Origin of the sequence: uncultured Bradyrhizobium sp., from assembly GCF_964252615.1 — a bacterium.
In the GTDB taxonomy this organism is placed as follows: domain Bacteria; phylum Pseudomonadota; class Alphaproteobacteria; order Rhizobiales; family Xanthobacteraceae; genus Bradyrhizobium.
Window position 1 is genome coordinate 71,059 of the sequence record NZ_CAXUNQ010000003.1, and the last position, 22,167, is coordinate 93,225.

15 protein-coding genes and 1 pseudogene are annotated in these 22,167 nt (G+C 61.5%); 14 read left to right on the top strand and 2 right to left on the bottom strand.

Going from position 1 to position 22,167, the window contains the following annotated elements:
- Positions 1-8 precede the first annotated feature (8 nt).
- The 13 genes and pseudogenes from pqqD (at position 9) to ACFE72_RS03015 (ending at position 16,080) form a co-directional block, all read left to right on the top strand.
- Entirely contained in the window at positions 9-326 is a 318-nt protein-coding gene (pqqD, locus tag ACFE72_RS02955) for a pyrroloquinoline quinone biosynthesis peptide chaperone PqqD (RefSeq protein ID WP_375411558.1), read from the top strand.
- Positions 323-1,531 carry a pyrroloquinoline quinone biosynthesis protein PqqE gene (gene pqqE / locus ACFE72_RS02960; protein ID WP_375411559.1) on the top strand — a complete coding sequence of 403 codons (1,209 nt, stop codon included), beginning with the start codon at positions 323-325 and terminating at the stop codon, positions 1,529-1,531. The genes pqqD and pqqE overlap by 4 nt, the downstream gene beginning before the upstream one ends.
- Entirely contained in the window at positions 1,521-2,540 is a 1,020-nt protein-coding gene (gene pip / locus ACFE72_RS02965; RefSeq protein ID WP_375411560.1) for a prolyl aminopeptidase, read from the top strand. The genes pqqE and pip overlap by 11 nt, the downstream gene beginning before the upstream one ends.
- Before the next feature lie 59 nt (positions 2,541-2,599).
- Positions 2,600-3,287: pseudogene (locus ACFE72_RS02970) on the top strand (hypothetical protein).
- Positions 3,288-3,524: 237 nt separating this feature from the next.
- Positions 3,525-5,324 (top strand): FAD-dependent oxidoreductase, encoded by a 1,800-nt coding sequence (locus tag ACFE72_RS02975; RefSeq protein WP_375411561.1) that lies wholly within the window; start codon positions 3,525-3,527, stop codon positions 5,322-5,324.
- A complete protein-coding gene (locus ACFE72_RS02980) occupies positions 5,294-7,141 on the top strand; it encodes a 2-oxoacid:acceptor oxidoreductase subunit alpha (protein WP_375411562.1) in 1,848 nt (615 codons plus the stop codon). Before ACFE72_RS02975 ends, ACFE72_RS02980 begins: the two co-directional genes overlap by 31 nt.
- Before the next feature lie 127 nt (positions 7,142-7,268).
- On the top strand, positions 7,269-8,324 hold the full coding sequence (locus ACFE72_RS02985; RefSeq protein WP_375411563.1) for a 2-oxoacid:ferredoxin oxidoreductase subunit beta: 1,056 nt from the start codon (positions 7,269-7,271) through the stop codon (positions 8,322-8,324).
- A gap of 200 nt (positions 8,325-8,524) precedes the next feature.
- Positions 8,525-11,377, top strand: coding sequence for a bifunctional transaldolase/phosoglucose isomerase (locus tag ACFE72_RS02990; protein ID WP_375411564.1), 2,853 nt, complete (start codon positions 8,525-8,527; stop codon positions 11,375-11,377).
- Between the two features lie 40 nt (positions 11,378-11,417).
- Entirely contained in the window at positions 11,418-12,446 is a 1,029-nt protein-coding gene (gene gnd, locus ACFE72_RS02995; protein ID WP_375411673.1) for a phosphogluconate dehydrogenase (NAD(+)-dependent, decarboxylating), read from the top strand.
- A gap of 5 nt (positions 12,447-12,451) precedes the next feature.
- Positions 12,452-13,975 carry a glucose-6-phosphate dehydrogenase gene (gene zwf / locus ACFE72_RS03000; protein ID WP_375411565.1) on the top strand — a complete coding sequence of 508 codons (1,524 nt, stop codon included), beginning with the start codon at positions 12,452-12,454 and terminating at the stop codon, positions 13,973-13,975.
- 20 nt (positions 13,976-13,995) lie between these two features.
- Complete coding sequence (gene pgl / locus ACFE72_RS03005) at positions 13,996-14,715, top strand: 6-phosphogluconolactonase (RefSeq protein ID WP_375411674.1); 720 nt, start codon at positions 13,996-13,998, stop codon at positions 14,713-14,715.
- Positions 14,716-14,749: 34 nt separating this feature from the next.
- A complete protein-coding gene (locus ACFE72_RS03010; RefSeq protein ID WP_375411675.1) occupies positions 14,750-15,268 on the top strand; it encodes a gluconokinase in 519 nt (172 codons plus the stop codon).
- Entirely contained in the window at positions 15,265-16,080 is an 816-nt protein-coding gene (locus ACFE72_RS03015) for an HAD family hydrolase (protein ID WP_375411566.1), read from the top strand. Before ACFE72_RS03010 ends, ACFE72_RS03015 begins: the two co-directional genes overlap by 4 nt.
- Positions 16,081-16,210: 130 nt before the next feature.
- Here ACFE72_RS03015 and ACFE72_RS03020 read toward each other — a convergent pair whose 3' ends face one another.
- Both ACFE72_RS03020 and malQ read right to left on the bottom strand, forming a co-directional pair.
- A complete protein-coding gene (locus ACFE72_RS03020; RefSeq protein WP_375411567.1) occupies positions 16,211-18,010 on the bottom strand; it encodes a glycoside hydrolase family 15 protein in 1,800 nt (599 codons plus the stop codon).
- A 6-nt stretch (positions 18,011-18,016) separates the two neighbouring features.
- Positions 18,017-19,993, bottom strand: a complete 1,977-nt coding sequence (malQ, locus tag ACFE72_RS03025) for a 4-alpha-glucanotransferase (protein WP_375411568.1) — start codon at positions 19,991-19,993, stop codon at positions 18,017-18,019.
- A 209-nt stretch (positions 19,994-20,202) separates the two neighbouring features.
- Here malQ and ACFE72_RS03030 point away from each other — a divergent pair, with 209 nt between their 5' ends.
- Positions 20,203-22,158, top strand: a complete 1,956-nt coding sequence (locus ACFE72_RS03030) for an alpha-1,4-glucan--maltose-1-phosphate maltosyltransferase (protein WP_375411569.1) — start codon at positions 20,203-20,205, stop codon at positions 22,156-22,158.
- Positions 22,159-22,167 lie beyond the last annotated feature (9 nt).

Sequence of the window (22,167 nt, forward strand, 5' to 3'; positions counted from 1 at the left end):
GCGAACCGATGCCAGGCTTACGAAGCCGCAACCTCAGCGTCGATGAGACCAGCCGGCCGGTGTTGCCCCGCCACGCCAAGCTGCGGTTCGACGAGGTCAGGCAGCGCTGGGTGATCCTGGCGCCCGAGCGCGTGCTTGCGCCCGACGAGATTGCAGTCGAAATCCTACAGCTCTGCGACGGAGCGCGCAGCGTCGCGCAAATGATCGACCAGCTCGCGGGCAAATACACCGCCGATCGCACGGCGATCGGCGCCGACGTCATCGCCATGCTGCAGGATCTGGCCGACAAGGGATTTTTGACCGAGGCGCGGGAGAACACGTCATGAGCCCGACGCTGACCGATGCCAGCCCTGTCGCCGTCGATCCTTCGGATGGGCTGGCGATCATGGAGCGGGGCGGTTCGACGGCGGAAACGTTCGGCATTCCGCTCGCGGTGCTGGCCGAGCTGACGCACCGCTGCCCGCTGCAATGTCCGTATTGCTCCAATCCGGTGGAACTGGAGCGCGGCCGCAGCGAACTCACCACCGCGGAATGGAAAAAGGTTCTTACCGAACTCGCCGAGATCGGCGTGCTGCAGATTCATTTTTCCGGCGGCGAACCGACCGCGCGCAAGGATCTGGTTGAACTGGTACAGCACGCCAGCGATGTCGGACTGTATTCCAATCTCATCACCTCAGCCGTGCTGCTGACCAAGGAAAAACTGAAGGCACTGGCCGATGCCGGATTATGTCACGTGCAGATCAGCTTCCAGGGCAATGAGCCCGTGGTAGCCGATCGCGTCGCCGGCCTGAAGAATTCCCACCAGAAAAAACTCGAAGTTGCGCGCTGGACCCGCGAACTCGATCTGCCGCTCACGGTCAACGCCGTGATGCACCGGCAAAACCTGCATCAATTGTCCGACGTCATCCAGATGGCGGTCGACCTTGATGCGGACCGGCTCGAAATCGCCAATGTGCAATATTACGGCTGGGCGTTGAAGAACCGCGCCGCGCTGATGCCGACGCTGCAACAGATCGAGGAAACCAGCCGCATCGTCGAAGAAGCGCAGATACGGCTCAAGGGCATCCTGGCGATCGACTATGTGGTGCCCGATTATTACGCGCTGCGGCCGAAGAAATGCATGGGCGGCTGGGGACGTCAATTCTTCAACATTTCGCCGTCGGGCAAGATTTTGCCCTGCCATGCCGCCGAAACCATCACCGGTCTCGAATTCGAGTCGGTACGGAGCAATCATTCGATCGCCTGGATCTGGCAGAATTCGGAAGCCTTCAACCGCTATCGCGGCACCGGCTGGATGCCCGAGCCGTGCCGGAGTTGCGAATTCAAGGAAATCGATTTCGGCGGATGCCGCTGCCAGGCTTTTGCGCTGACCGGCGATGCCGGCAATACCGATCCGGCCTGCACGCTGTCGCCGATGCACGAGCAGATTTTCAAGGCCGCCGAGTTCGAGGCTGCCGCCGATAACAGCCGTTTCATCTACCGCAATTTTGCCGGCGGCAGCCCCGAGCCAGGCGGCGAATATGGCGCCTGACGCCGAGGCGGGTAAATCCGCCAGCAACCGGCCCGATCCGTTCGCGCCGCTGACATCGCAGCTTCTCCCGGTCGGCGACGGCCACGAGATTTATGTTGAAACCGTTGGACGCGGCGACGGTATTCCCGCCGTCTATCTGCACGGCGGGCCCGGCAGCGGTTGCCAGCCGGATCACCGGCGGCTGTTCGACCCCGAGCGCTTTCATGCGGTGTTGTTCGACCAGCGCGGTGCCGGACGCAGCCGGCCGAAGGGACGCCTTGAAGCGAATACGTTGTCTCATCTGATCGCGGACATGGAAACGATCCGCAAAAGTCTGGAATTGCGACAATGGATGATCGTCGGTGGTTCATGGGGTGCGACGCTGGCGCTGGCCTACGCCGAAGCACATCCGGCGCGCGTGAGCGGCCTCGTGCTGCGCGCGACGTTTCTCGGCACCCGGGCCGAACTGGAACAGGCCTTTCTGCAGGCCCTGCCCCGTTTGCATCCCGGTCTGGGTGCCGATTTCTTCGGCTTGTTGCCGCCGGCGGAACTTAAGCGACCGCTCGACGCCTATTGGCGTCGAATTCTCGACCCCGATCCTGCGGTGCATGGCCCGGCTGCCCGCGCATGGCATGACACTGAGCGGATTCTATCCGAACATGCGCCTTCACGGACGCGGCTCGATTTTGCTTCTCTCAGATCGACCCGCCCGTTACCTTCGACCCCGTTCATGGAAGCGCATTATTTCCACCATGATTGTTTCATGGATCCAGGTCAGCTGATGGCGAACGCTGGAATGCTGAAGGGCATTCCCGGCATCATCGTGCAGGGCCGCTATGATTTGCTGTGCCCCCCGTCGACGTCGCATGGGCTGGCGGCGGCGTGGCCGGATGCTGAGATTCGCATCGTCGAAGGCGCCGGTCACTCGCTGTACGATTCCGGTGTCAGGGACGCGGTGGTGAAAGCCATTGCCGACCTCGCTTCGCAGCCCGGCGGGAGTTTGCAGCAACGCGCAACACCGTCATCCTGAGGACCGCGCTTGCGCGCGTCTCGAAGGATGACGGTTTGAGCATGACCAGGAGTTCGCAAATGCCTTTGGCCGGAAAGGGAATGCTGCTGACGTCGATGGACGTCGATCCGGCCAACGAGCGCGACTTCAATCTCTGGTACGATGGCGAGCATCTTCAGGAGCGCGTCGCGATCGACGGCTTTCTTGAAGCCCGGCGCTACGTCGCGCACGCGGCGAGCCCGAAATATCTCTGCCTCTATTCCACCGAAACCTTTGCCGTGCTGGACAGTCCGGCCTATCGCACCGTACTGGCGAATCCAACCCCCTGGTCGAGAACGACTCTGGCGCATTTCAAAAACACGATTCGCGCCGTCGCCCATGTCACGATCAGCCGCGGACAGGGCCGCGGCGCGGCGCTGGGCATCGTCCGCCTTCGCCCCTCCGCGGAAAGCAAGGACACGTTGCGCGCGGTGTTGACGGATCAGCTCGACCCGGCCGGGCTCGACGGCATCATCTCCATGCACCTGATCGAAAGCGATCCGGAGCTTTCCAAACCAATCAACGACACATCGTCGACCATCAGCCCAGGCGCCGGGCGACTGGTATATCCTGGTCGACGGGACGCATATGAGTACCGTCTCGGCGATTGTTGCAACGCGCTTTGCCGATGCCGCCGGTTTCAACCCTGCAACCGTGATTTCGTCAGGCATCTACCATCTGATGTGGGATCTGGCGAAGACCGACATCCCGATCGAAGCTTGCGGGTGAAGCATCACAAATATATTGCACTGCCACATGAACAGGCCGGTATTAACGCAGGGTTCCAGACCAACGGCGAAATGACAATTAAGTAAAAATGGCTTTCAAGTGCGGCGCCGATCATATTGAATGGCGCCGATTCAGTAACCCCATGATATAGCTTAGCACAACAAGAACGCCGGTTATGAGCGTTCAGGAAACATCAAGGGCCGCGTCGATCGTCACATCCTCGCGGGCAAGGTAGGAATGAAACCGACTGATATTTCGGCTCCCGATTACTTTCACAAAGTTGTCGATTGCCAATGGGCCTGCCCCGCGCATACGCCCGTGCCCGAGTACATCCGGTTGATCGCCGAAGGTCGCTATAGCGCCGCCTACATGATCAACTGGAAATCAAATGTGTTCCCGGGAATTCTCGGCCGCACCTGCGACCGGCCTTGCGAGCCGGCCTGCCGCCGCGGCCGCGTCGAGGAAACACCGGTTGCGATCTGCCGCCTGAAACGCGTCGCTGCCGATTTCAAGGATGACGTCAGGCATCTCATGCCGCAGCCGTCGCCGAAGAATGGCAGGCGCATCGCGATCGTGGGCGGCGGGCCCGCCTCCCTCACCGTCGCCCGCGATCTCGCGCCGCTCGGCTACCACTGCACAGTGTTCGACTCCGACCCCAAGGCGGGCGGGATGATGCGGACGCAGATACCAAAGTTCCGCCTGCCGGATTCGGTGATCGACGAAGAAACTGACTACATCCTCGACCTCGGCATCGAGTTCAAAGGCGGCCACCGCGTCGACAGCCTGAAAAAACTGCTCGGCGAAAATTACGATGCGATCTTCGTCGGCTCCGGCGCGCCGCGCGGCCGCGAACTCGATATTCCCGGCCGCACGGAAGCTGCGAAAAACATTCACATCGGTATCGACTGGCTTTCCAGCGTATCGTTCGGCCATGTCGAAAAGATCGGCCGCCGCGTGATCGTGCTAGGCGGCGGCAACACCGCGATGGACTGCTGCCGTACCGCGCGCCGTCTCGGCGGCGAGGACGTCAAAGTGATCGTCCGCTCCGGTTTTGAGGAGATGAAGGCTTCTCCGTGGGAGAAAGAAGACGCCATCCACGAGGACATTCCGATCCTGAATTTCATGGTGCCGAAAGCTTTCACGCACGACAACGGCAGGCTCACCGGCGTTACCTTCGAAAGGGTGATGGCCGAATACGACGCCAACGGCCGGCGCAAGCTGGTGCCCTCAGGGGAAGCGGACCAGACCATCGGCTGTGATGACGTACTGGTGGCCGTCGGCCAGGAGAATGCCTTCCCGTGGATCGAGCGCGATTGCGGCGTTGAGTTCGACAAGTGGAACATGCCGGTGGTCGACAAGACCACAATGGCCTCGACCAACCCAAAAGTATTCTTCGGCGGCGACGCCGCGTTCGGACCAAAAAACATCATCTGGGCGGTGGCGCACGGCCATGACGCCGCGCTCTCCATCCACAAGCTGCTCTCCGGCGAGGACATCACCGAGCGCCCGCTTCCCGAGGTGCGCATCTCATCGCAGAAGATGGGCATCCACGAGTGGAGCTACGACAACGACATCTCCGGCGACAAACGCTTCAAGGTGCCGCATCGTGACAAGGTCGTCGCGCTGAAAGACATCCGGGCCGAAGTCGAACTCGGCTACGACGTCAAGCTCGCGCTCGGCGAGGCGCAGCGCTGCCTGAATTGCGACATCCAGACCGTGTTCGCCGCTCCCCTGTGTATCGAATGCGACGCCTGCGTTGACATCTGCCCGATGGATTGCATCACCTTCACCGAGAATGGAGAGGAAGCCGACCTGCGGCAGCGGCTGAAGGCGCCCTCGCCACATCCCGAGCAGGCCCTCTATCTTGCCGACGGCCTCAAAACCGGGCGGGTGATGGTGAAGGACGAGGACGTCTGCCTGCACTGCGGCCTGTGTGCCGAACGTTGTCCTACCGGCGCGTGGGATATGCAAAAATATCTCATCGATATGACTCATGCGGGACCATCATGTCAGTCCAAAGCCCGATCAGCAGCGTAAACGATTTCGTCGTTCGCTTCGCCAACGTCAACGGCTCCGGTTCGGCGAGCGCCAATGAATTGTTTGCCCGCTCCATCCTGCGCCACGGCGTGCCGGTTTCTCCGCGCAACGTATTCCCCTCCAACATTCAGGGCCTGCCGACGTGGTACGAAGTTCGCGTCACGGAGGATAATCATCTCGGCGCGCGCGGCGGCGTCGATTTGATGGTGGCGATGAACCCGCAGACCTGGGAAAAGGATGTCGCCTCGATCGAGCCCGGCGGCTACCTGTTCTACGATTCGACCAAGCCGATGCAGGCGTCGAAGTTCCGCGCCGACATTACCGTGATCGGCGTACCGCTCACCGCCATTACCAACTCGACCTACACCGATCCGCGCCAGCGCCAGCTGTTCAAGAACATCATCTATCTCGGCGCGCTGTGCGCCCTGCTCGACATGGATCCGAAGCTGGTGGAACAACTGATCGCCGAGCAGTACAAGGGCAAGGAAAAGCTGCTGTCCTCAAACGTCCATGCGCTGCACCTCGGGCGCGATTGGGCGCTGAAGAACCTGAAGTGTCCGATCGGCGTGCGGATCAGGAAAGCCGACAAGGTCGGCGACCGCATCTTCATCGAGGGCAATAGTGCTGCGGCGCTCGGTGCGGTCTATGGCGGCGCCACCGTCTGCGCCTGGTATCCTATCACGCCGTCGTCGTCGCTCGCCGACGCCTTCGCCAGCCATTGCAAGAAGCTGCGCCACGATCCCGAAACCGGCAAGGCGAAATACGCCATCGTGCAGGGCGAGGACGAACTTGCCTCCATCGGCATCGTGATCGGGGCATCCTGGAACGGCGCCCGCGCCTTTACCGCGACCTCCGGCCCGGGCATCTCGCTGATGACGGAATTCATCGGCCTGTCTTATTTCGCCGAGATTCCGGCCGTCATCATGAACGTTCAGCGCGCCGGCCCGTCGACGGGCATGCCTACCCGCACCCAGCAATGCGACGTGATCGCCTGCGCCTACGCCTCGCACGGCGACACCAAGCACGTGCTGCTGTTTCCGGAAGACCCCGCTGAAGCCTTCGAATTCGCGGCGCAGTCGTTCGATCTCGCCGAACGCCTGCAAACCACCATCTTCCTGATGCTCGACCTCGACATCGGAATGAATCACCGGCTCTGCCATCCGCTGCGCTGGGACGATGCCAGGCAGTACGACCGCGGCAAGGTCATGACGGCCGAGATGCTGGACGACGGCCGCGACTTCGGGCGCTATCTCGACGTCGACGGCGATGGCATCCCGTTCCGCACCTATCCCGGCACCCATCCCGCCAAGGGCTCGTTCTTCACCCGCGGCACCTCGCGCGACCGTTATGCACGCTATTCCGAGGAAGGCGCGGTCTACGCCGACAACATGCAGCGGCTGTTACGCAAATTCGAAACCGCCCAGGATATGGTGCCGCGGCCGTTGCAGGCCAATGCGCAGAAGCCCACCAAATACGGCGTGATCTACTACGGCTCGACCTCGCCGGCGATGGACGAGGCGATCGGGCTGCTCGAGGCGCGCGGGCACCAGCTCGACCGCCTGCGCATCCGCGCCTTCCCGTTCCACTCCAGCGTCGCGAGCTTCCTCGCCGAACATGATTTTGTTTATGTGGTCGAGCAGAACCGCGACGCCCAGCTTCGCTCGCTGATCGTTAATGAAAACGGCATCGACCCGGTCCGGCTAGTGCCGATCCTGCATTACGACGGCACGCCGATCACCGCGCGCTTCATCGCCGGGGCCATAGGCGACCACCAGGCCCAGCTCAAGGTAAGGCCGCTGCGGAAGGTAAAGTCGTGACGACGGGCTCGGTTTATCAGTCGTCATGCCCGGCCTTGTGCCGGGCATCCACGTCTTGCTTCGCGGCCAGGACGCGGATGGCCGGGACAAGCCCCGCCATAACGAAACATGGACGGAAGGTATTGTCATGACCTACATCGCCAAACCGAAATTCCAGCACCCCGGCCTGCCGAAGAACGACCTCGGCTATACCCATCGCGATTATGAAGGCAAGGTCTCGACGCTGTGCGCCGGCTGCGGCCATGATTCGATCACCGCCTCGATCATCGAAGCCTGTTTCCGCCTTTCGATCGAGCCGCATCGCGTCGCCAAAATTTCCGGTATTGGCTGCTCGTCAAAGACGCCCGATTATTTCCTCGGCAATTCGCACGGCTTCAATTCGGTTCACGGCCGCATGCCGTCGGTGCTGACCGGCGCCAATCTTGCCAACCGCGACCTGATCTATCTCGGCGTATCCGGCGACGGCGACTCGGCATCGATTGGCTTCGGCCAGTTTGCGCATTCGATCCGGCGCGGGGTCAACATGACCTATATCGTCGAGAATAACGGCGTCTACGGCCTGACCAAGGGGCAATTTTCCGCCACCGCCGACCGCGGCTCGAAATCCAAGAAAGGCGTGATGAATACCGACAACGCGATCGACCTGGTGGCGATCGCGCTGCAGCTTGGCGCGAGCTTCGTGGCGCGGAGTTTTTCCGGCGACAAGGCCCAACTGGTGCCGCTGATCGAGGCGGCCATCCGGCACAAGGGCGCGGCGTTCATCGACGTGGTCAGCCCGTGCGTCGCCTTCAACAACCATGCCGGGTCGACCAAAAGCTTCGATTATGTGCGGGAGCATAACGACGCAGTGAACCGTCTTGACGTCATCAGCGGCCGCGATCCGATCACCGTCGACTACGCGCCGGGATCGGTACAGATCGTCGAACAGCACGACGGCACCCGGCTGGCGCTGCGCAAGCTCGATGCGGATTATGAGGCGCATGACCGTCTTGCGGCATTGGCGTTCCTGCAAAAGCACGCCGCCAAGGGCCAAGTCGTCACCGGCCTGCTCTACGTCGACCCCGAGGCGGAAGACCTGCATGCGCACCTCGACACGGTGCAGACGCCGCTCAACCAACTGGACGAGGCGGCACTTTGTCCGGGCTCGGCGGCACTGGACAGGTTCAACGCCAGCCTGCGTTGATTGCGTTCCGCCGGTTTGCGCCGAGACCGCCGGGCCAGCCGCATCGAAAAGCGGCACAGACGGTGACGCGTGTTCAAAAACGCGTCATGATGGAACGCGTGCGCACCTGACGCGTAACACCACAGCCGCATCATCCGTGGCCAGCGTTTCCCTGGCGGGACCGAAGCAGCCCTGCATCACATCGAACAGAACAAGGCACCATGAATTCCGTCAAAGCACTCGAAGCGCACGGCCAGGCGGTCTGGCTGGATTTCCTGGCCCGCGGCTTCATCGCCAAGGGTGACCTCAAAAAACTGATCGACAGCGACGGCGTGAAGGGTGTCACGTCCAATCCGTCGATCTTCGAAAAGGCGATCGGCAGTTCGGACGAATATGACGGCGCGATCGGCGAAGCGCTGGGAAGCGGCGACCGTCCGGTCGCCGAATTGTTCGAGCAGCTTGCAGTCCAGGACATTCAGCACGCCGCCGACGTATTGCGGCCGGTCTACGATCGCCTGAAGGGGGACGACGGGTTCGTCAGTCTCGAAGTCTCGCCGTATCTCGCCCTCGACACCAAGGAGACGATCCGCGAAGCCGAGCGTCTCTGGAAGGAAGTCCGGCGCGATAATCTGATGGTAAAAGTGCCTGCGACGCCGCAGGGGCTTCCTGCGATCGAGCATCTGATCGGCGAGGGCATCAGCATCAACATCACGTTGTTGTTTTCGCAAAAGGTCTATGTACAGGTCGCCGAAGCCTACCTTGCCGGCCTCGAACGGTACATTGCCGGCGGCGGCGATCCGTCTCGTGTCGCCAGCGTCGCCAGCTTCTTTGTCAGCCGCATCGACAGCGTCGTCGACAAGCAGCTCGACGAGAGGATTGCGAAAGCCAATGATCCGACCGAGAAGGCGCGGCTTCAGGCCTTGAAGGGAAAAGTCGCGATCGCAAACGCCAAAATGGCGTACCAAGACTACAGGGAATTATTCTCCGGACCGCGTTGGCAGAAGCTGCAAGCCAGAGGCGCAAAACCGCAACGGCTGCTGTGGGCTTCGACCGGCACCAAGAACAAGGAGTATCGCGACGTACGCTATGTCGAGGAACTGATCGGCAAAAACACCGTCAATACCGTGCCGCCCGCGACGCTCGATGCGTTTCGCGATCACGGCAAGGTGCGCGACAGCCTGGAAGAGGACATCGAGAGCGCCAGGCAGACGCTCGCAGGCCTCGAAAAGGCCGGTATCTCGCTCGATGCGATCGCCGCCGATCTGGTCAAGGACGGCGTCAAGCAGTTTGCCGACGCCGCCGACAAGCTGTACGGCGCGGTGGCCCACAAACGCGCGGCGGCGATCGCCGGCAGGATCGATCAGCAAAAACTTGCCCTCGGCGCGACGATTGCCAAAGCGGTTGAAACCAGCACCGAACAATGGCGCGCCTCCGGCAAGATCCGCCGGCTGTGGCAGCACGATAGGTCGGTCTGGACTGGAAGCGATGAAGACAAATGGCTGGGCTGGCTGGACAGCGCCTCCGCCAGCCAAAACAAGCTGGCGGACTACGAGGGGTTTGCAAACTGGGTAAAGCAGCAGGGTTTTACCGACGCGGTCGTGCTCGGAATGGGGGGATCGAGCCTGGGGCCGGAAGTGATCGCGAAAACGTTCGGACAAAGGCCCGGTTTCCCAAAGCTGCATGTGCTGGATTCGACCGATCCGGCGCAGGTGCGCGCGATGGGCGACGCGGTCAATACGGCCAAAACGCTCTTCATCGTTTCCAGCAAATCCGGCGGCACTACCGAGCCTAACGTGATGAAGGACTATTTCTTCGCGCAGGTGAGCAACGCAATCGGCGCCGGCGCCGCCGGGGGACATTTCGTTGCGGTTACCGATCCGGATTCTTCCCTTGAAAAGGCCGCAAGAGATCTGCGATTTGCACGCATCTTTCGCGGCGATCCGACGATCGGCGGGCGCTATTCGGTATTGTCGCCATTCGGACTGGTGCCGGCCGCCGCGGCCGGCGTCGATCTTAAGAAGATACTGGACGCAACGCTGGCGATGGTGCGGTCGTGCGGGTCCGACGTACCGCCAAAGGAAAACCCAGGCGTACAGCTCGGCCTCGCCCTCGGCGCGGCCGAGCTTGAAGGCCGCGACAAGGTGACGATTTTGTCGTCGCAAAAAATTGCCGATTTCGGCGCCTGGGCCGAACAGTTGATCGCCGAGTCGACCGGAAAGGACGGCAAGGGTTTGATTCCGATCGATGGCGAAGAGCTTGGCGACCCCAGCGTTTACGGAAACGACCGGTTCTTCATCGATTTGCGCACCGAGGGCGAAAACGACCCGAAACACGACGGCAGGCTCGCCGAGCTGGAAAAGGCGGGGCATCCGATTGTCCGCATCGACTTGAAATCGATCGACCATATCGGCCAGGAGTTTTTCCGCTTCGAGATGGCGACCGCGGTTGCCGGCTCCATTATCGGCATCGATCCTTTCAATCAGCCCGATGTCGAAGCCGCCAAGATCAAGACCCGCGAATTGGTCGCCGCATTCGAGAAGGCCGGCACGCTGCCCGCAGAACAGCCGGTCCTGTCTACGGCGCAGGCCGACCTCTACACCGATACAGTCAATGCAATCGCGTTGCGCAAGGCCGGCGCCGACGGCGATCTCGATTCCTGGCTGCAAGCGCAGTTCGCCCGGTCCGGGCCGGGCGACTATGTCGCCCTGCTCGCCTACATCGAACGTAATCCCCGCCATATCGAGCTGCTGCAGCACATGCGGCTTGCGGTTCGCGATCGGCGCCGGGTCGCGACCTGCGCGGAATTCGGGCCGCGCTTTCTGCATTCCACCGGGCAAGCCTACAAAGGCGGGCCCGACAGCGGCGTGTTCCTGCAAATCACCGCCGACGATGCCGCGGATCTTGCCGTGCCGGGTCAGAAAGCGAGCTTCGGCGTGATCAAGGCGGCGCAGGCGCGCGGCGATTTCGAGGTACTGACGGACCGCGGCCGGCGCGCACTGCGAGTTCATCTGAAAGGCGACCTGAAATCCGGACTCGCAATGCTCAACGCCGCGATCATCAGCGCATTGAATTAGAGCGGTCCAGGTTTGCTCCATGAAACGAGGAAGCGCGGCAATGCAGCTTGGCATGATCGGCCTTGGCCGGATGGGGGGCAATATCGTCCGGCGGTTGATGAAAAATGGGCACCGTACCGTCGTCTATGACAAGGACCCGAAGGCGGTGGCGACGATTGCCGCCGACGGCGCGGTTGGGACCGCCACGCTCGAGAAATTGGTTGACGAACTGGACAGGCCAAGGACGGTATGGGTGATGCTGCCGGCGGGCCGGATCACGGAAGAAACCATCGATGCGTTGTCCAACCTGCTGCAAACCGGCGACGCGGTCATCGATGGCGGCAATACCTTCTGGCAGGACGACGTCCGGCGCGGCAAGGCGCTCAAGGAGCTCGGTCTGCACTATCTCGATGTCGGCACCAGCGGCGGCGTGTGGGGGATCGATCGCGGCTACTGCATGATGATCGGCGGTGACAAGGCCGTCGTCGACCGGCTCGATCCGATCTTCGCGACGCTGGCACCGGGGCCAGGCGATATCCCGCGCACGCAAGGACGCACGGGACGAGATCCGCGCATCGAGCAGGGTTATATCCACGCCGGCCCGGTTGGTGCGGGCCACTTTGTCAAGATGGTGCATAACGGCATCGAATACGGTCTGATGCAGGCCTACGCCGAGGGTTTTGATATTCTGAAGAACGCCGGCATCGATGCGTTGCCTGCGGAGCATCGCTTCGATCTCGATGTCGCCGACATTGCGGAAGTATGGCGGCGCGGCAGCGTGATTCCGTCATGGCTACTCGATCTCACCGCATCGGCGCTTGCCGAAAACCATACGCTCGATAGTTATTCTGGCTTTGTCGAGGATTCCGGCGAAGGCCGCTGGACCGTCAACGCCGCGATCGATGAAGCGGTGCCGGCCGAAGTGCTTACGGCGGCGCTGTTCGCGCGATTCCGTTCGCGGCAGCAGCACACCTTCGCAGAAAAGATTCTCTCGGCAATGCGCGCCGGCTTTGGCGGCCATAAGGAGCCGCAGCAGCATCCCGACGCGGCGCGCCAGTCTGCGCCCGAGATTATCAAGCCAAAGGCTTAACGCTTATGACCACCGATCCCTCGAATCAGCGAAAACCCGAACCCTGTTCCATGATCATCTTCGGCGCTACCGGAGACCTTACCCACCGCCTGGTGACGCCCGCGCTCTATAATCTGGCGGCCGCCGACCTGCTGCCCGACAAATTCTGTGTCGTCGGAATTGCGCGCAAGCCCATGTCAAGCGGGGCTCTGCGCGACAGCCTGATGAAAGGGCTGCGCGAATTCGCAACCCGCCCGGTCGATGACGCCGTTGCTGAACGCCTGCTGGAATGCGTAACCTGTATTGCTGGCGATCCAACCGATCCCGGCTCGATCGATCGGATGCGAGCGCAGATCGAACAACTCGAAGCCACTCGACAAACCGGCGGCAATCGCCTGTTCTACCTGGCAACCCCGCCTGATGCGTTCGCGCCGGTCGCGCGCGAACTCAGACGCGCCGGCCTGCTCCGGGAAGACGGGCAGACATGGCGGCGGCTGGTAGTGGAGAAACCGTTCGGGACCGACCTCGAATCTGCAAAAGCGTTGAACCGTGAACTGCTGACGATCATGGACGAGCACCAGATCTACCGCATCGACCATTATCTGGGCAAGGAAACCGTTCAAAACATCCTGGTGCTGCGTTTCGCCAACGGGATGTTCGAACCGATCTGGAACCGCAATCACATCGATCACATCCAGATCACGGTCGACGAAAAACTGGGCGTCGGGCATCGCGGCAGCTTCTATGACGCCACCGGTGCGCTGCGCGACATGGTGCCCAACCACCTGTTTCAACTGCTGTCGCTGGTCGCGATGGAACCTCCTGCACGGTTCGATGCACATGCGGTTCGTTCCGAGAAGGCCGAAGTGCTGGCGGCGATCCACACCTGGAGCGAGCGGGATGCGCTGCAGAACTCGGTACGCGGCCAATATTGGGGCGGCCGGATCGGCGGCGCCGACATTACCGACTATCGCAGCACTAAGGACGTCAAATCCGACAGCACCACCGAAACCTACGTCGCCTTGAAACTCGTCATCGACAACTGGCGCTGGGCCGGCGTACCGTTTTATCTGCGCACCGGCAAGGCGCTGGGCACCAAGCGCACCGAGGTTGCGATCAAATTCAAGCAGGCGCCGTTCGCGATGTTCCGCAATACGCCGGTAGAGCAGTTGTCGCAGAATTACCTCGTGCTGGGCATTGAACCGAGCGAGGGCATCGCGTTGCAGTTCAACACCAAAGTGCCGGGCCCGACGATTTCCATCGACGGCGTCGAGATGAAATTTCGCTACAAGGATTACTTCAAAGCCGAACCGAGCACTGGCTATGAGACGCTGATCTACGACTGCATGATCGGAGACAATATTCTGTTTCAGCGCGCCGACAGCGTCGAAGCCGGGTGGCAGGCGGTGCAACCGTTCCTCGATGCATGGAAGAAGGCGGGTGCCGATGGACTGGAACGCTATGAGGCCGGCAGCGAAGGGCCGGCCAATGCTGAAGCCTTGCTGACGCGCGACGGCCGTAACTGGCGGAAGTTCGGTCGGATCGCATGATCGCTGATGACAGTCGCAGGATGATCGTGGTTGCCGATGCAGAGGCGCTTGCCAACATTGCCGCGGAACGCGTGATCGCCAGGATCGACTTCAACAGCGCCCGCATCGCGATTTGCCTGACCGGCGGAGCCACTCCAAAACGGCTTTATGAACTGCTCGGAACCGACGCCTATCGGACGAGGATCCCGTGGCATCGCGTGCACTGGTTTATCGGAGACGAACGCTTTGTACCTGCGGACGACCCCCTCAACAACATGGGTGCGGCGCGCCGGATTTTTCTCGACCACTGCGCACCGCCTGCCAACATCCACGCCATCCCTACCGACGCCGCAACTCCGGAGCAATCGGCTCGGCTGTACGAAGCCAGGCTCAGGTCCTTTTATTCCGCCGATCGGCTCGATCCGGCGCGCCCCTTGTTCGACGCCGTGCTGATGGGCATAGGTCCCGACGGTCATACGGCGTCATTATTTCCGGGATATCCCGCTGTGGCGGAAACGGAGCGCTGGGTGGTGAGTGTCCCTGAGGCCCATGTCGAGCCGTTCGTGCCGAGGATTACGCTGACCCTGCCCGCGCTCGCCTCCTGCGCCGAAATGCTGTTCGAAGTGAGCGGCAAGGACAAGCGCGCCATTGTGAGCCGGGTGTTGGCGGGCGAAGACCTCCCGGCAGGGCGTGCGGCTTCCGTCGGCGAGACGACCTGGCTGGCAGATCGCGCGGCGTTGCCGGAGAATTTCCGTGGCTGAAAAATGCGACAAGCCGCCATGCGCTTTGGTCGTTATGGGCGTATCCGGTTCCGGCAAAACGACCATTGCGAGCAGGCTTGCGGAGCGATTGCACTGGACCTTCGAGGACGGCGACCGGTTTCATCCGAAAAGCAACGTCGAGAAGATGAGCGCCGGGCATCCTCTCACCGATGCCGATCGCTGGCCCTGGTTGAACGCCATCGCCGATGAGATCGAGCGGGTATGCGGAGACGCTGGCCACCTCGTGATCGCATGTTCCGCGCTTAAACGGGCATACCGCGATGTCCTGACGCGGGGGCGGGACGACGTGCGCATCGTCTTTCTCAATGGAACGCAGCAGTTGATCGCGCGCCGCCTTGCCGTACGAAAGGATCATTTCATGCCGCCCGGACTTCTGGACAGCCAGTTCAGGACCCTGGAGCCGCCGAGCCCGGATGAGAATGTCATCGACGCGCCGATCGACGCCCCGGTTGACATGATCGTCGAGGACATTGTCGGCAAGCTGAAGCCCGGTCCCACAAATCAGCGCTCCCGCGACGGGCGCGAATCATGAACCGCATCGCGCTGGTCGTCTCCGACGTCGACGGCACGCTGGTGACCCACGACAAGCGTTTGACCGACGGCGCCCGGCGTGCGGTCCGGCGGCTGCACGATTGCGGCGTCGGCTTCACTATCACCAGCAGCCGGCCGCCGGGCGGCATGCGGTTTCTGATCGAGCCGCTCGGGATTACACTGCCGATTGGACCGTTCAACGGCAGCTCGATCGTCGATTCGCAGTTGAATCCGATCGAGCAGCATCTGATCCCTGATGCCGCGGTTCGCCGCAGCATCGAGGTGCTGGACGAATTTGGCGTCGATGTCTGGCTGTTCACCAGCGAGCGGTGGATCGTTCGCCGCGACGACGGCAGATACGTGCCGCACGAACGCGACACCATCAAATTCGATCCGACGTTCGCGAATGATTTTGCGCCGTTCATGGCAACCGCTTGCAAGATCGTCGGCGCCAGCGCCGACGCGACGCTGCTGCAACGCTGCGAGACCGCAATGCAGAAGGCGCTGGGTACGCAGGCCTCCGCAATCCGGTCACAGAGCTACTATCTCGATATCACGCCGCCCGGCCGGGACAAGGGTACGTTCGTCGAGACGATCGCCGGACGTCTGAACATATCGACGGACGCAATAGCTACCATCGGCGACATGCAGAACGATCTTGCGATGTTCAAGAAGAGCGGTCTTTCCATAGCGATGGGCAACGCGACCGAGGACGTCAAGCAACAGTCATCGCATGTCACGAGATCCAACGAGGAGGAAGGTTTTGCCGGTGCGATCGAATTTATCTTGAAACAAACTCCGACGTCATCCTGACGAGCGGCCTCTTGGCGGTTTCTCGAAGAATGGTCGCAAGCGTGTGGGGCGCATCGCCGGCGATGTGATTGCCTCATGTTGAGCAAGCCTGTTCTGGAATTCACACTTGCATCCTCTCAGGATGATGCGATCACTTCGCTCGCTGCACAACCGGCTTCTCAACCACCTCCTTAGCGCCACTGAGATTATGTGCCGTATTGATCAAGGCGATGTGAGTCAGCGCCTGTGGAAAATTCCCGGTCTGGCGCCCCTCCCCTGAATCGAATTCTTCGGCCAGCAGACCAAGATCGTTCGCTACTGCAACGACGCGGTCGAACAGGTTCTGCGCCTTGCCGAGTTCTCCCGCCAGTACATAGGCGTCGGCCAGCCACAGGCTGCACGCGAGGAACGCGCCTTCGCTCGGCCGCTGCGGATCGGAATTTTCGCGGGGATCGTGGCGAAGCACAAAACCGTCCCGCATCAGATGGCGTTCGATCGCCTCGATCGTGCCTTTGACCCGGGGATCCCGCGGCGGCAAAAATCCCACCGATGGCAGCAGCAGAATGCTCGCATCCAACAGTTTCGAACCATAGGATTCGACAAATGTATTCTGCCCGGCATCGAAACCCTTATCGCAGACGTCCTTGCAGATGGTGTCGCGCAGCATCTTCCATCGGTCGAGCGGCCCTTCCAGGCCGAACTTCTCAGCACTCTTGATGGCGCGGTCGAATGCGACCCAGGTCATCACTTTCGACGAAACGTAATGCTTGCCGTCGCCTCGGCGCTCCCAGACGCCGTGGTCCGGTTGGTCCCAGACTTCCGCGACATGATCCAGCACCTTGCATTCCAGCGCCCACGTTCCCTGATCGAGTTCGATTTTGCCCATGCGCCATTGGTGAAACGCATCGATCAGCTCGCCATAGACGTCGAGCTGCAATTGCGCATGCGCGGCATTGCCGACGCGGACCGGCTGCGCGCCGCCATAACCCGGCAGCCAGGTCGCTTCCCATTCCAACAGCCGCCGCTGCCCGGCGATGCCATACATGATCTGCATATCGGCCGGCGATCCGGCCACGGAACGCAGCAGCCAGTTATGCCACGCCAGGGCTTCTTCGGTGTAGCCGCTGTTCATCAGCGCCAGCAGCGTGAAGGTAGCGTCGCGCAGCCAGCAAAAGCGGTAATCCCAATTGCGTGCGCCGCCGAGCTTTTCGGGCAGCGAGGTGGTCGGCGCCGCGACGATGCCGCCGGTCGGCGCGTAGGTCAGCGCCTTCAGTGTGATCAGCGAGCGCATCACGAGGTCGCGGTGGCCGCCTTGATAACTGCAGCGGCCCGACCACTCCGACCAAAATCCCTCGGTGTCGCGCAGCGCCTGCTCGGGGTCGATCGGCGCCGGCACGGGCAGGTGCGACGGACCGTAGGTAAGGACGAACGGCACGGTCTGGCCGGCGCCGACCTCGAAGTCGGCCACCGTTGTCATGTCTTCGCCATGGGTTTCGACCGGCGTGCGAAGTACCAGCATGTCGGGACCGCAGATCGCCAACCGCGCCCCTTCATCGGTGCGTTTCACCCAGGGAATGTCGCGGCCGAATCCGAAACGGATGATCAGCTCCATCCGCATCTTCACGCAGCCGGTTTCGCCGCGAACCAGTCTCACAATGTCGGAGGCCTGCCCGCGCGGCGGCATGAAGTCGATTAGCGTGACAGCCCCGCCTGCGGTTTCGAAGCGGGTTTCGAGAATGAGCGTGTCTGCGCGATACCGCCTGGTGGTCTTTGCAGCATCGCACGGCGCAATCTTCCACCGGCCGTGCTTTTGCGTTCCGAGCAGCGCGGCGAAGCAGGCATCGGAGTCGAACGCGGGCCAGCACAGCCAATCGATCGAGCCGTCGCGGCCGACCAGCGCGGCAGTTTCGCAATCGCCGATCAAGCCGTAGTCTTCAATCCTGCTGGACAAATCTGATCACCGGCGATCTGCGAATTGAACCGTTGTTTCCTGCGTCCGCCCGCCCGTCGCAGCCTTCAGCGCGGCGACGTCGATCGCAGCCGCCATCTCCTCGACCGCGATCGGCAGCCGGCGGCGCCAGTTCGGATGCTCGTCGACCGTACCGGGGATGTTGGGCTGGTCGATCACCCCGAGCAGGTCTTCGAGTGAGACTGCGAGGAGGCGGGACCGGGTCCGCGCAAGAAATTTCACAACCGCGTACAGGTCATCATGGTCGATGGCATGGTGGCGCAGCGTATCGGTCAGCATCCCCAGCGCATGCCATCGCGCATCGTCGCTTTCGCCGGGATCGATTCCGAGCGACCGTTTCAGCGCAAGATCGCTGAAGCCGCGCCAACCCGCGTAGGTCGACAGATCGTGGGTATTGAAAGTAACAAGGGCGTTGGGCGCATAGTGATCGACCCCGCGAAACGAACCGCGGTTGTCGCGCTCGAACATCATCACCAGATACGACCAGATGCCCCACTCCGCCATCTGCTCGCGAAAGCCTTCCGGCACGGTGCCGAGGTCTTCTCCGATCACGACGCAACAACTGGCTACGCTTTCCTGCGCCGTCACCGCCAGCAGCGCTTCGAACGGCATCTGCACGTAGACACCGTTATGGGCGGCAAAGCCGTGCGGTACGAGATAGAGCCGCTTTAGACCGAGAACGTGGTCGAGCCTGATGGCGCCGGCATGGCGCATCGAAGCGCGCAGCATTTCTCGATATGGTTCGAACGATTGAACTTCCAGGCCCGCGGCATTGAATCCGGCCAGCCCCCAATTCTGGCCGGCGGTGTTGAGCGCATCCGGAGGCGCGCCGACCGCAAGATGGCGGGAAATCGCCACCTGCTCATTCCATGCGTCGAATCCGTCGGATTGCACGCCAACCGCCACGTCGAGGTACAGCCCGACCTTCATGCCCCGCCGCGCTGCCAAATCCCGGCATCCCTGCAACTGCCGGTCCGCTATCCATTGGACGAATTCGACAAATTCGATTTCGACGGCGTCGGGGCCGGCGCGAAGCTTCGCGCATTGCGCATCGTCCGGATATCGCCACTCTGCCGGCCATTCCCACCAGGGCCGGTTGAATTTATGTCTGAGGACTTCGAAACAGGCAAAACGCGACAGCAAAGGGCTGCGCTCCGCGCAAAATCGCGCAAAGGCTGCATGGCGTTCGGTTTTCGTACCCGCCTTGAACGCTGGGAAAACCGATCGCAGCGCGCGCCATTTCAGCTCCGCAACGGCGGCGTAATCGATGATGCCGCTTTGCCTGACCCGCGCGATCGCATCGACGCCGGCGAACTTACGCTGCGAAAACTCCGGGAGCTTTTCGATGTCGATATACAGCGCGTTAAGAAACAGCCGGCTGTTCGGCGAATAGGGACTACAGTCGCCCGGCCGATCATCGAACAGCGCATGCAACGGATTGAGGCCGACCCCGCCTGCTCCCAGCCCGGAGGCCAGGTCGATCAGCCCTTCGAGGTCGGTAAAGTCCCCGATTCCCCAGTTACGCGACGATCTCACGCTGTAGAGTTGCACCGCCAGTAGCCAGGAGCGGTCGAAGTCTCCATCGAAGCTTTGGGCCGGCGCAACGATAAATGCTACCTCGTCGCTTAATGGAGACGCATCGCTCAGTTGCAGGCGATAAGTTCCAACCGGGAGATCGGACGGCCATGTCATGACCCGGTCGCCGGTTTCGCCTTGGGCAATAACCTTAAGATCGGCAACGATTTTCCAGCGTAGCGGGAATATGACAGCTTCGGGAAGGAGGGTGTGCGAGGACTGCCCCGCCCGTACCACCACCGGCCGGCCCAGCAGGCGGTGCGGGGCTCGAGCCGGTAGGACATCCAGGACGATTTCCAGCGCGGCAGCATCGGTGACCCGCCGGTTACCCTGACCGTCGATGAATTCGGTCTGGATCCCGCGTTCGGCAGCTTTGGCGAAAAGGTCCATTCGGCACGCTGTTTGCACGCAACGAGTGGCAAGCGTTGCGAAATTCTGTAGAAATTGTCGAGATACAGGAAGAGGATAGGCGTGTTCAACTCCATCGAGCCTCAAACGGTTCCGGGGGAACCAATACCTCCGCGATGCTTTGTACTATGTCCGGACCGTCTCTTTTCCCGCAATGAATTGGGACGTCGTCTCATGTCAGTGGCATCAGCGTGAACAGAACAACCCAAATTGTCGAGAGCGTCGCAGCCGGCGGGGCTTTTCATATTGAAGACGTGTATCCCGTCATCGATGGCGGGCGCTTTGCCGTGAAGCGCGTCGTCGGCGAGCGGATCGACGTCTGGGCCGACATCTATCGTGACGGACATGACGTGATCACCGCGGCGCTGGTTTGGCGACGCGAGCGCGACCGTGACTGGCGGCGCGTTCCGATGACGCTTCACAGCAACGACCGCTGGGGCGGATCCTTCGTTCCCGACGCGATTGGCCGCTATGTCTATGCCATTGAGGCTTGGACTGATGAGTTCGCAACCTGGCGCCATGGTTTTGAGCTCAAGCAGAAGGCCGGTGCCGATTTAACCCTCGATGCAATCGAAGGTGCGGGCATGCTCACCAAGGCCCAGGCCGGGAGCAAAGGGGCAGCCACGGTGATTCTGCGCCAGTGCGAAGCCTACCTTCAGACCGGGGAAGTCGCGCCGCTGCTGACAACCGAACTCAAGGACGCCATGGCCGAGAGCCAGCTGCGCTCCGACCTGACGCGTTCGCAGCTCTTTCCATTGATGGTGGACCGTCCGCGGGCGCGGACCGGCGCGTGGTACGAGATGGTACCGCGAAGCCAGGGCCGGACGCCGGGACAGCACGGCACGTTCAAGGATTGCATCGCGCGGCTGCCGGATGTGGCGGCGATGGGTTTTGATGTCGTGTATTTTACTCCGATTCATCCTATCGGCCAAAAGAACCGCAAGGGCCGCAACAATGCGGTGACGGCGGTAGCCGGCGATCCCGGCAGCCCCTACGCCATCGGTGCGGCCGAAGGCGGCCACGATGCGGTGCACCCGGAACTGGGCACCCTGGAAGATTTTCGCGCATTCGTTTCGGCATGCAATTCGCTGGACATGGAAGTGGCACTCGACTTTGCGGTGCAATGCTCGCCCGATCATCCGTGGCTGAAGCAGCACCCGCAGTGGTTCAAGCGCAGACCGGACGGCTCGATGCGCTATGCGGAAAATCCGCCCAAGAAATACGAAGACATCGTCAACCCTGACTTCGCTTCGAAAGACGCCGGGGCGCTGTGGAATGCGCTGCGCGACGTCGTGCTGTTCTGGATCGATCAGGGCGTGAAGATTTTCCGTGTCGACAATCCGCACACCAAACCATTTCGGTTCTGGGAATGGCTGATCCATGAGATTCAACTGCAGCACCCGGACGTGATCTTCCTTGCCGAAGCCTTTACGCGCCCGAAACTGATGAAAGGTCTCGCCAAGCTCGGATTCACACAGTCTTACACGTATTTTACGTGGCGCACCCAGAAATGGGAACTTGAGCAATATCTGAATGAGCTGACGGCCTATCCTGAACACGACTTCTATCGCCCGAATTTCTTCGTCAATACGCCGGACATCCTACCCTATCATCTGCAGAGCGGGGAACCATGGATGTTCAAATCCCGCGCAGCACTCGCCGCCGCGCTGTCCAGCACTTATGGCATCTACAACGGCTTTGAATTGCTGGAGCACGAACCTATCCCCGGCAAGGAAGAGTATCTGGATTCCGAGAAATACGAGATAAAAATTCGGGACTGGGACAGGCCAGGAAACATAAAACCTTACATCCGCGATCTCAATCGCGCGCGGCGGGCCAACACGGCGCTGCAGCAAACCACCAACGTGCGCTTCATCCCGGTGGATGACGGCAATGTCATCGGCTTTGTGAAAGCATCCGTCGACGGTATGAATACAGTCGTCACCGCGATTGCCTTGTCGCGCGATGTGCACGAGTTCTGGTTCCCGATCGGTGACATCCAGGTTGATGTCGGCGGTGAACGCAAACCTGTCGCCGCCGTTGAAGACCTGATTACCGGGGAACGGCGTGCGGTGGAATGGGGTGGCATCCATTTGCGGATCGATCCGACACGAGACCCGGCATTGCTCTTTCGTTGCCTGGCTTGAGGGGGGCCG